We start from the raw sequence: 7,189 nt of genomic DNA, 5'->3' as shown, positions 1-7,189 counted from the left end.
TGAGACCTCTAAAGGGTCTCGTTGCCTCAAAGAAATCCCTGTCAGTCCCCAGCGGAGACTGGACGGGGTGGCTCGGCACCTTGGCCGAGCCTATAAAGGCACTGGCTTTTAACACGCTGTTGAGTTCTCAAGAAACGGACACCCACCGCGCTCGATCCGCTTGCGCGTCTCTCGCTCCGGGGCAACCCTTCAAGCTTATCCGTTTCGTCCGGTTTGTCAACTTCCGGGCGATTCGGCCCCCGCACAACTCCAGGACGTGACGATGCCGCCTCGTTCGGGTCTGTGGAGGTTCCCCTGAGGTCGGCCGCCGGTCGGCGTCCCGCTCCCTCGTGGGGCAGGAAGAACACTAGGTCGCTTCCGCAGGACCGTCAAATCGGCGCAGTGGACGACATCATCGCAGGTCAGAGCCCCTTTTTGTACTCTGCGCTGGGCTTCTGGGGTCCCTGTGTGTCTTCACTGTGACGTGGATCTACCGAAACTTTCCCGTCGATCGCCCGTCAACGTCGCTTCGCATCGGTCCCCGGCCGTCTGGCGTGACCCGGTCACAGGGCCTTCCCCGGCGTCCCGGCTCTTGGGATCTTGGGATGTACGGGAGAAAGGAGCACCGCCATGTCCCGAGTCGGACTCGTCGCCCCGCTCGTCGTTCTCACGCTCGCCACGGGTGCGTTGCCCGCGCGGGCGGCCCCGGTCGTCGGCGCGGAGGCGCGGGCCTTCCCCACGACCATCGCCCTGCCGAACGGGTTCCGTCCGGAGGGCATCGCCATCGGCCGGGCCCCCTACGCCTTCGTCGGCTCGCTCGCCGACGGGGATGTCTACCGCGCCGACCTGCGCACCGGGCGGGGTTCCGTCATCAGCCAGGGGCCGGGCACCCCGACGGTCGGGATCAAGGTGGATCGGGCCGGACGTCTGTTCGCCGCCGGGGGTAGCGGCGGGGACGCCCGCGTGATCGACACGCGTACCGGGCGGGTCATCGCCGGTTACCGGCTGGCCACCGGGACCACGTTCGTCAACGACGTGGTGCTCACCCGGGACGCGGCCTGGTTCACCGACTCCGCCGCTCCGCAGCCGGTCCTCTACCAGCTGCGTCTGGGGCGTCATGGCAGGTTGCCCGCCGCCGCGCGGCGGCTGCCCCTCAAGGGTGATCTGGTCTACAACCCCAACGGGCCGAACGCCAACGGCATCGTCCAGACGCCCGACCGCAGGGGCCTGCTCATCGTGCAGAGCAACAGCGGCAAGCTCTTCCGTGTCGATCCCCGGACGGGGGTGACCCGCACGGTGGATCTCGGCGGGGAGGCGCTGCCCAACGGCGACGGCATGCTCCTCCAGGGCAACACGCTCTACGTCGTGCAGAACCGCACCAACGCGGTGGCCGTGCTGAAGGTGAACGACGCGGGTACCTCCGCCCGTGTCATCCGCCGCATCACCGATCCCCGGTTCGACGTGCCCACCACGGTGGCCGCGTACAAGGGTCGCCTCTATCTGCCCAACGCGCGCTTCACCACGGCTCCCACGCCGACCACCCCCTACAACGTCGTCGCCGTCACGCCCCACCGACACTGAACCCATGCGCAGAGCATTCGCCCACGAGGCGGTCGTCGCCATGGACCCCGGCGAGGACATCCGGGCGCCGGGCGCGGCCGTCACGGTCGCGTTGTGCGGGCACTGGGAGCACCGGCCGCCCTGCCCGCTGGCCCCGCACCACACCGACGCGCGGCGTTCCGGCGCCCGGGTTCGGCTCCGGGTGCTGTTCGCCGGCGAACCCGACGCCGAAGCCGGCGTCCGCGCCCGCATCGAGCAGGCCCTGTCCGGGCCCGGTCTCACCGGGCCGGACGGGGTGACCACGCGCTGGCGGCTGCTGAGCGCCCGGCCCAGTGCCGTCCGCGCCGGTGAGGCCGGGCACGCCGAACGGCTCGTCCGGGGCTGAGCGGGACGCCGCCGTGCGGCTCGGCGGGGCGGTCAGGAGGTGGCCTCTGAGTCGGCTGCGGGCTCGATGAGGCTGGTGAGGTCGGTGAGGATCTCGGAGAGGACGACGGGGTCGAGTTCGCTGAACGGGTGCAGCACGCCGGAGCCCAGGCCCGTCCACAGGGGCACCCGGACGGTCCGCTGCACGGCGTGCTCGCCGGGGGCGGAGACCCGGATGCCGGGGTCGAGGGAGACCATCACGTGCCGGCCGTGGGGATTGGCCGTCCGCGTCACCTGGCGCCGGAAGCCGCTGTGCTCCTTGCCGCGGAGTTCCCAGCCGCGCCGCGTGAGGGCGAGGACGCGGCCGAAGTCCGTGGTGCGCCCTTCGAACCTCGCCAGCTCCGCCAGGCCGTGTTCCTCTCGGTGAGCGTGTGCGTCGGGCGGGCGAGCTGGAGGAACGGCTGCTGGATCTCGTAGTCGGCGAAGATCTGCCTCCAGGCTCGGAGGGCCTCCTCGCCGAGGGTCATCGGGTGCGGCGGGGAGACGGTGGCGTCGTCGGGAAGGGTGAGCGCCGCGCCGTCGACGCCGGCGAAGGTGCGGTCCTCTGCGACGCGGAAGGTGGTGGTCCGGTCGGATCCGGTGAGGAGGGCGTCCCGGACGCGAGGACGCCCGCCCGGAGCGGTCCGGGCGGGCGTCCTCGGGGTCTCCGGGGTCAGGAGGGGGTGACCTCCACGCCCCCGATGTTGCGCTTGCCGCGGCGCAGCACCAGGAAGCGGCCGTGCAGCAGGTCCCCGGTCGCCGGGACGGCGTCCTCGGACTCGACCTTGGCGTTGTTGACGTAGGCGCCGCCCTGCTGGATGGTGCGGCGGGCCTCGGACTTGCTCTTGCACAGGCCCGACGCGGCCAGCAGGTCCGCCACCGGCGGCAGCTCGCCGGGGGCGACCTTCGCGCGCGGGACCTCGGCGAGCGCCGCCTGGAGGGTGCGCTCGTCGAGTTCGCGCAGCTCGCCCTGGCCGAACAGGGCCTTGGAGGCCGCGATGGCGCGGGCGGTCTCGTCGGCGCCGTGCACCAGGGTGGTGACCTCCTCGGCCAGCGCGCGCTGGGCGACGCGGGCGGCGGGGCGTTCCTGGCTCTGCTTGAGCAGGTCCTCGATCTCCTCGCGGGGACGGAAGGAGAAGACCTTCAGCAGCTTCTCCACGTCCCGGTCGTCCGCGTTGATCCAGAACTGGAAGAACGCGTACGGCGAGGTCATCTCGGGGTCGAGCCAGTAGGTCTCGCCACCGGCGGTCTTGCCGAACTTGGTGCCGTCGGCCTTGGTGAGCAGCGGCGTGGTCAGCGCGTGCGCCGCGGCGCCCTCGACACGGCGGATCAGGTCCACCCCGGCGGTCAGGTTGCCCCACTGGTCGCTGCCGCCGGTCTGGAGGCGGCAGCCGTAGCGGCGGTACAGCTCCAGGTAGTCCATGGACTGGAGCAGCACGTAGCTGAACTCGGTGTAGCTCATCCCGGTCGTGTCGAGCCGGCTCCTGACGGTGTCGCGGGCCAGCATCCTGTTGATCGGGAAGTGCTTGCCGATGTCGCGCAGGAACTCGATGGCCGTCATGGGGCCGGTCCAGTCGAGGTTGCTGACCATGGTCGCGCCGGTCGGGCCGTCGTTGAAGTCGAGGAACCTCGACACCTGGCCGCGGATGCGCTCCACCCAGCCCGCGACGGTCTCCTCGGAGTTCAGCACGCGCTCGGCGCTCTTGCCGCTGGGGTCGCCGATCAGGCCGGTGGCCCCGCCGACCAGGCCGAGCGGGCGGTGGCCCGCCTGCTGGAAGCGGCGCAGGGTGAGGATCTGGATCAGGTTGCCCAGGTGCAGGGACGGCGCCGTCGGGTCGAAGCCGCAATAGAGGGTGACCGGCCCCGCGGCGAGCAACGCCCGCAGTTCGTCCAGGTCAGTGGACTGCGCGATCTGGTCGCGCCACGCGAGATCATCCAGGATGTCGGTCACGTTCTCCCTCGTCTCCGACTTGCTCTGCGGTACGTCCACCAGGGTGCCCGATGGACCACCGATCACGGTAACGGGTTTTGGGGGCGGGGCGCTGGTCAGGGAGCGGTTTCGCGGCGGGTCACCTGCCGCCGAGGAACTTCTCGGCCGGGACGAGCACCTCGTGCCCGGTGGTGAAGCGGACCCGGACGCCGTCGCGCCGCCAGTCGGCGGAGGCGATGCGGGGCCGCTCGCCGTGGCCGAGCCCGCCGATCGTGATGCTGTGCCCGTAGGTGGGCTCGGGGCCGCGGGCGATCCACAGTTCGTAGGGGCGGTCGCGGCGCAGCAGCCAGGTCTCGACGCGGACGACCGAGGCGCTGTAGCGGGCCTTGTCGGGGTAGGTCGGCGCGGGCTGGTAGGCCGTGCTGACCACGCCGGTGTGGCGGAGCTGCCCGTCCACGCCGACCAGGGTGAACGCGCCCAGGGCCCCGACCGCGACCCCGGCGGCCAGGAAGAGGGGCCGGTGGTCAGCCATCGGCCTTGGCGGCGCGCTTGCGGGGGACGTGGAGCCGGTAGGGGGAGACGGTGGGGTCGCCGTCGATCCAGAAGCGCCAGGGGGTGTCCTTGGCGGCGTTGACGCCGGTGCGGGGGCCGGTGCGGATGGCGGCCGGGTCGGCGGGGGTGCCCCGGTGGACGCGCAGGGACGAGTCCGGGACGCAGACGTCCAGGCCGTTCTGGTCGCGGGCGACGCCCAGGGACTGGCACAGGCGGGCCGGGCCGCGGGCCAGGTCGCGGACGGTGGAGCGGGGGCGGCGTTCCCGCGCCAGCCCCTCCCCCTCGATGATCTCCCCGGCGCGCAGCAGGACGGCCGAGGCGGTGCCGTCGGGGCCGCAGACCAGGTTCATGCAGTAGTGCATGCCGTAGGTGAAGTACACGTAGGCGTGGCCGGGCGGGCCCCACATGACGTCGTTGCGGGCGGTGCGGCCGCGGTAGGAGTGGGAGGCCGGGTCGAGGGGGCCGGCGTAGGCCTCCACCTCGGTCAGGCGGACGGCGACCTCGCCGTCGGGGGTGGCGTGGACGAGGACGTGGCCGAGGAGGGCGGGGGCGACCTCCTCCACGGGCGCGTCGAAGAAGTCGCGGGGCAGCAGGGGTGTGTCGGTCATCGCCTCGTTGGTGGGTCGTTCCCGGCCGGACCGGTCACACGGTACCGGCCCGGCCGGGGACGCGCGTCAGTGGCCGTTCCCGGTCGCCCAGGCGGCGTGCTCGTTGACCTGGGCGCGCAGCGTCTCGATCTGCTCGCGGACGCGGTCGGGGGCGGTGCCGCCGAACGCCTTGCGGGAGGCCAGCGCGCCGGGGACGTTCAGGATCTCGCGGACGTCGGGGGTCAGGTGCGGGGACACCTTGGCCAGCTCGTCGTCGGTGAGGTCGTCGAAGTCCTTGTCGTTGACCTGGCACCACACGACGAGGTGGCCGACGATCTCGTGAGCGTCGCGGAACGCCACGCCGCGCCGCACCAGCAGCTCGGCCAGGTCGGTGGCCAGGGCGAAGCCCTGCGGGGCCAGCTCCTCCATGCGCTCGCGGTTGACGCGCATGGTGGCGATCAGTCCGGACATGGCGGGCAGGACGAGCAGGAGGGTGTCGACGGCGTCGAACGCGCCCTCCTTGTCCTCCTGGAGGTCGCGGTTGTAGGTGAGCGGCAGGCCCTTGAGGGTGGTGAGCAGGCCGACCAGGTGGCCGATGAGGCGGCCGGCCTTGCCGCGCGCCAGCTCGGCGACGTCGGGGTTCTTCTTCTGCGGCATGATCGACGACCCCGTGGCGTAGGTGTCGTCCATCTCGATCCAGTTGAACTCCTGGGACGCCCACAGGATGACCTCCTCGCCCAGGCGGGAGAGGTGGACGCCGATCAGGGCGGCGGCGAACAGGAACTCGGCGACGAAGTCGCGGTCGGCGACGGCGTCCATGGAGTTGGGCGCGGCGGAGTCGAAGCCGAGCTCGGCGGCGGTGGCCTGGGGGTCCAGCGGCAGCGACGACCCGGCGAGGGCGCCCGAGCCCAGCGGCGAGACGGCGGCGCGCCGGTCCCAGTCGCGCAGGCGGGCGATGTCGCGGGTGAGCGGCTGGACGTGCGCGAGCAGCTGGTGGGAGAACAGCACCGGCTGGGCGTGCTGGAGGTGGGTCATGCCGGGCGCGGCGACGCCCATGTTGTGCTCGGCCTGCGCGATGAGGGCGGTCTCCAGCTCCACCAGCCGCGACACGATCTGGCGGGCGTGGTCGCGCAGGTACAGGCGCAGGTCGGTGGCGACCTGGTCGTTGCGGCTGCGGCCGGCGCGGAGCTTGCCGCCGAGCGCGCCCAGGCGCTCCAGCAGGCCGCGTTCCAGGGCGGTGTGGACGTCCTCGTCGGCGACGGTCGGGCGGAACTCGCCGGACCGGCACGCCTCCTCCAGGTCGTCGAGGGCGCCGATCATGCGGTCGAGCTCGTCGTCGGTGAGCAGCCCGGCGCGGTTGAGGACGCGGGCGTGCGCGCGCGAGCCCATCAGGTCGTAGGGGGCGAGCCGCCAGTCGAACTGGACGCTCACCGACAGCCGCGCGAGCGCGTCCGACGGGCCGCCTTCGAACCGGCCGCCCCACAGCCGCGTCGGTGCCTTGGTCACAGGAATCCTCTTCTTTCCACCGCGTTGTGAGTACGTTCTTACCCGCACGGATACACCCCGTGCGGCGGGTCCGCCAAACCGCGTGGCGGGATCGCGTGTTGGAGACCGGCCGGATCGCCGGTCACTGGCTTCGTCGTTCGCGGCCGGTGGTCAGGCGCAGCAGCGCCTGGGCCACCTCCTCCCCGCCCCGCGGGTCGCGGGAGATGACCAGGATCGAGTCGTCGCCGGCGACGGTGCCGAGGATGGTGGGCCACTCGGCGTGGTCGATGGCCGAGGCGAGGTACTGCGCGGCCCCGGGCGGGGTGCGCACGATGACCAGGTTGGCCGACGCCTCCGCCGAGACCAGCAGTTCGGCGGCCAGCCGGGTGAGGCGGCCGTCGAAGGTCTCGGCGGCGCCGGTGCGGGCGCGCCTGATGCGTTCGCCGCCCTCACCGGGCACGGCGTAGATCAGGCTGCCGTCGTCGGCGCGCAGCTTCACCGCGCCGATCTCCACCAGGTCCCGGGAGAGGGTGGCCTGGGTGACCTCGACGCCCTCGTCCAGCAGGAGCTTGGCGAGCTCGCCCTGGGAGTGGACGGGGTGCCGGGTCAGCAGCTCGATCACCCGGGCCTGCCGGGCCGCCTTGGTCATCGGAGTGGTCATGGCGCCGCCCGGTCTGGACTGAGGAGCGTCACG

9 protein-coding genes are annotated in these 7,189 nt (G+C 72.3%); 2 read left to right on the top strand and 7 right to left on the bottom strand.

The window, feature by feature from the left end; translation table 11 throughout:
- Positions 1–609 precede the first annotated feature (609 nt).
- Positions 610–1,560, top strand: coding sequence for an SMP-30/gluconolactonase/LRE family protein (locus AKI01S_RS35180; RefSeq protein WP_067827780.1), 951 nt, complete (start codon positions 610–612; stop codon positions 1,558–1,560).
- A 4-nt stretch (positions 1,561–1,564) separates the two neighbouring features.
- Positions 1,565–1,924: a hypothetical protein gene (locus tag AKI01S_RS35175; protein WP_067827775.1), complete on the top strand. Its 360-nt coding sequence runs from the start codon at positions 1,565–1,567 to the stop codon at positions 1,922–1,924.
- Positions 1,925–1,956: 32 nt separating this feature from the next.
- Here the strand turns inward: AKI01S_RS35175 and AKI01S_RS35170 are convergent, their stop codons facing one another.
- The 7 genes from AKI01S_RS35170 to AKI01S_RS35145 form a co-directional block, all read right to left on the bottom strand.
- The gene (locus AKI01S_RS35170; protein WP_157420379.1) at positions 1,957–2,163 is read right to left on the bottom strand and encodes a hypothetical protein; all 207 of its coding nucleotides are present in this window, start codon (positions 2,161–2,163) and stop codon (positions 1,957–1,959) included.
- A gap of 29 nt (positions 2,164–2,192) precedes the next feature.
- Positions 2,193–2,618 carry a DUF4132 domain-containing protein gene (locus AKI01S_RS54735; RefSeq protein WP_369688755.1) on the bottom strand — a complete coding sequence of 142 codons (426 nt, stop codon included), beginning with the start codon at positions 2,616–2,618 and terminating at the stop codon, positions 2,193–2,195.
- Positions 2,615–3,892 (bottom strand): tyrosine--tRNA ligase, encoded by a 1,278-nt coding sequence (tyrS, locus tag AKI01S_RS35165; RefSeq protein ID WP_067827765.1) that lies wholly within the window; start codon positions 3,890–3,892, stop codon positions 2,615–2,617. Before tyrS ends, AKI01S_RS54735 begins: the two co-directional genes overlap by 4 nt.
- A 118-nt stretch (positions 3,893–4,010) precedes the next feature.
- Positions 4,011–4,403, bottom strand: coding sequence for a hypothetical protein (locus AKI01S_RS35160; protein ID WP_067827762.1), 393 nt, complete (start codon positions 4,401–4,403; stop codon positions 4,011–4,013).
- Positions 4,396–5,031 carry a DNA-3-methyladenine glycosylase gene (locus tag AKI01S_RS35155; RefSeq protein WP_067827759.1) on the bottom strand — a complete coding sequence of 212 codons (636 nt, stop codon included), beginning with the start codon at positions 5,029–5,031 and terminating at the stop codon, positions 4,396–4,398. Before AKI01S_RS35155 ends, AKI01S_RS35160 begins: the two co-directional genes overlap by 8 nt.
- Positions 5,032–5,097: 66 nt before the next feature.
- Positions 5,098–6,516, bottom strand: a complete 1,419-nt coding sequence (argH, locus tag AKI01S_RS35150) for an argininosuccinate lyase (protein WP_157420378.1) — start codon at positions 6,514–6,516, stop codon at positions 5,098–5,100.
- A 121-nt stretch (positions 6,517–6,637) separates the two neighbouring features.
- Positions 6,638–7,156: an arginine repressor gene (locus tag AKI01S_RS35145; RefSeq protein ID WP_067827749.1), complete on the bottom strand. Its 519-nt coding sequence runs from the start codon at positions 7,154–7,156 to the stop codon at positions 6,638–6,640.
- Positions 7,157–7,189 lie beyond the last annotated feature (33 nt).

Source organism: Actinomadura kijaniata NBRC 14229, assembly GCF_001552175.1.
In the GTDB taxonomy this organism is placed as follows: domain Bacteria; phylum Actinomycetota; class Actinomycetes; order Streptosporangiales; family Streptosporangiaceae; genus Spirillospora; species Spirillospora kijaniata.
The sequence above is the reverse complement of the archived record's forward strand: the minus strand, read 5'-3'. Positions and strand labels throughout refer to the sequence as shown.

What these genes read in the sequence shown, in the direction of transcription:
- AKI01S_RS35175 (WP_067827775.1), top strand. Translation starts at nt 1,565, where the DNA reads ATGCGCAGAGCATTCGCCCACGAGGCGGTCGTCGCCATGGACCCCGGC.
- AKI01S_RS35155 (WP_067827759.1), bottom strand. Translation starts at nt 5,031, where the DNA reads ATGACCGACACACCCCTGCTGCCCCGCGACTTCTTCGACGCGCCCGTG.
- AKI01S_RS35145 (WP_067827749.1), bottom strand. Translation starts at nt 7,156, where the DNA reads ATGACCACTCCGATGACCAAGGCGGCCCGGCAGGCCCGGGTGATCGAG.
- AKI01S_RS35180 (WP_067827780.1), top strand. Translation starts at nt 610, where the DNA reads ATGTCCCGAGTCGGACTCGTCGCCCCGCTCGTCGTTCTCACGCTCGCC.
- AKI01S_RS35160 (WP_067827762.1), bottom strand. Translation starts at nt 4,403, where the DNA reads ATGGCTGACCACCGGCCCCTCTTCCTGGCCGCCGGGGTCGCGGTCGGG.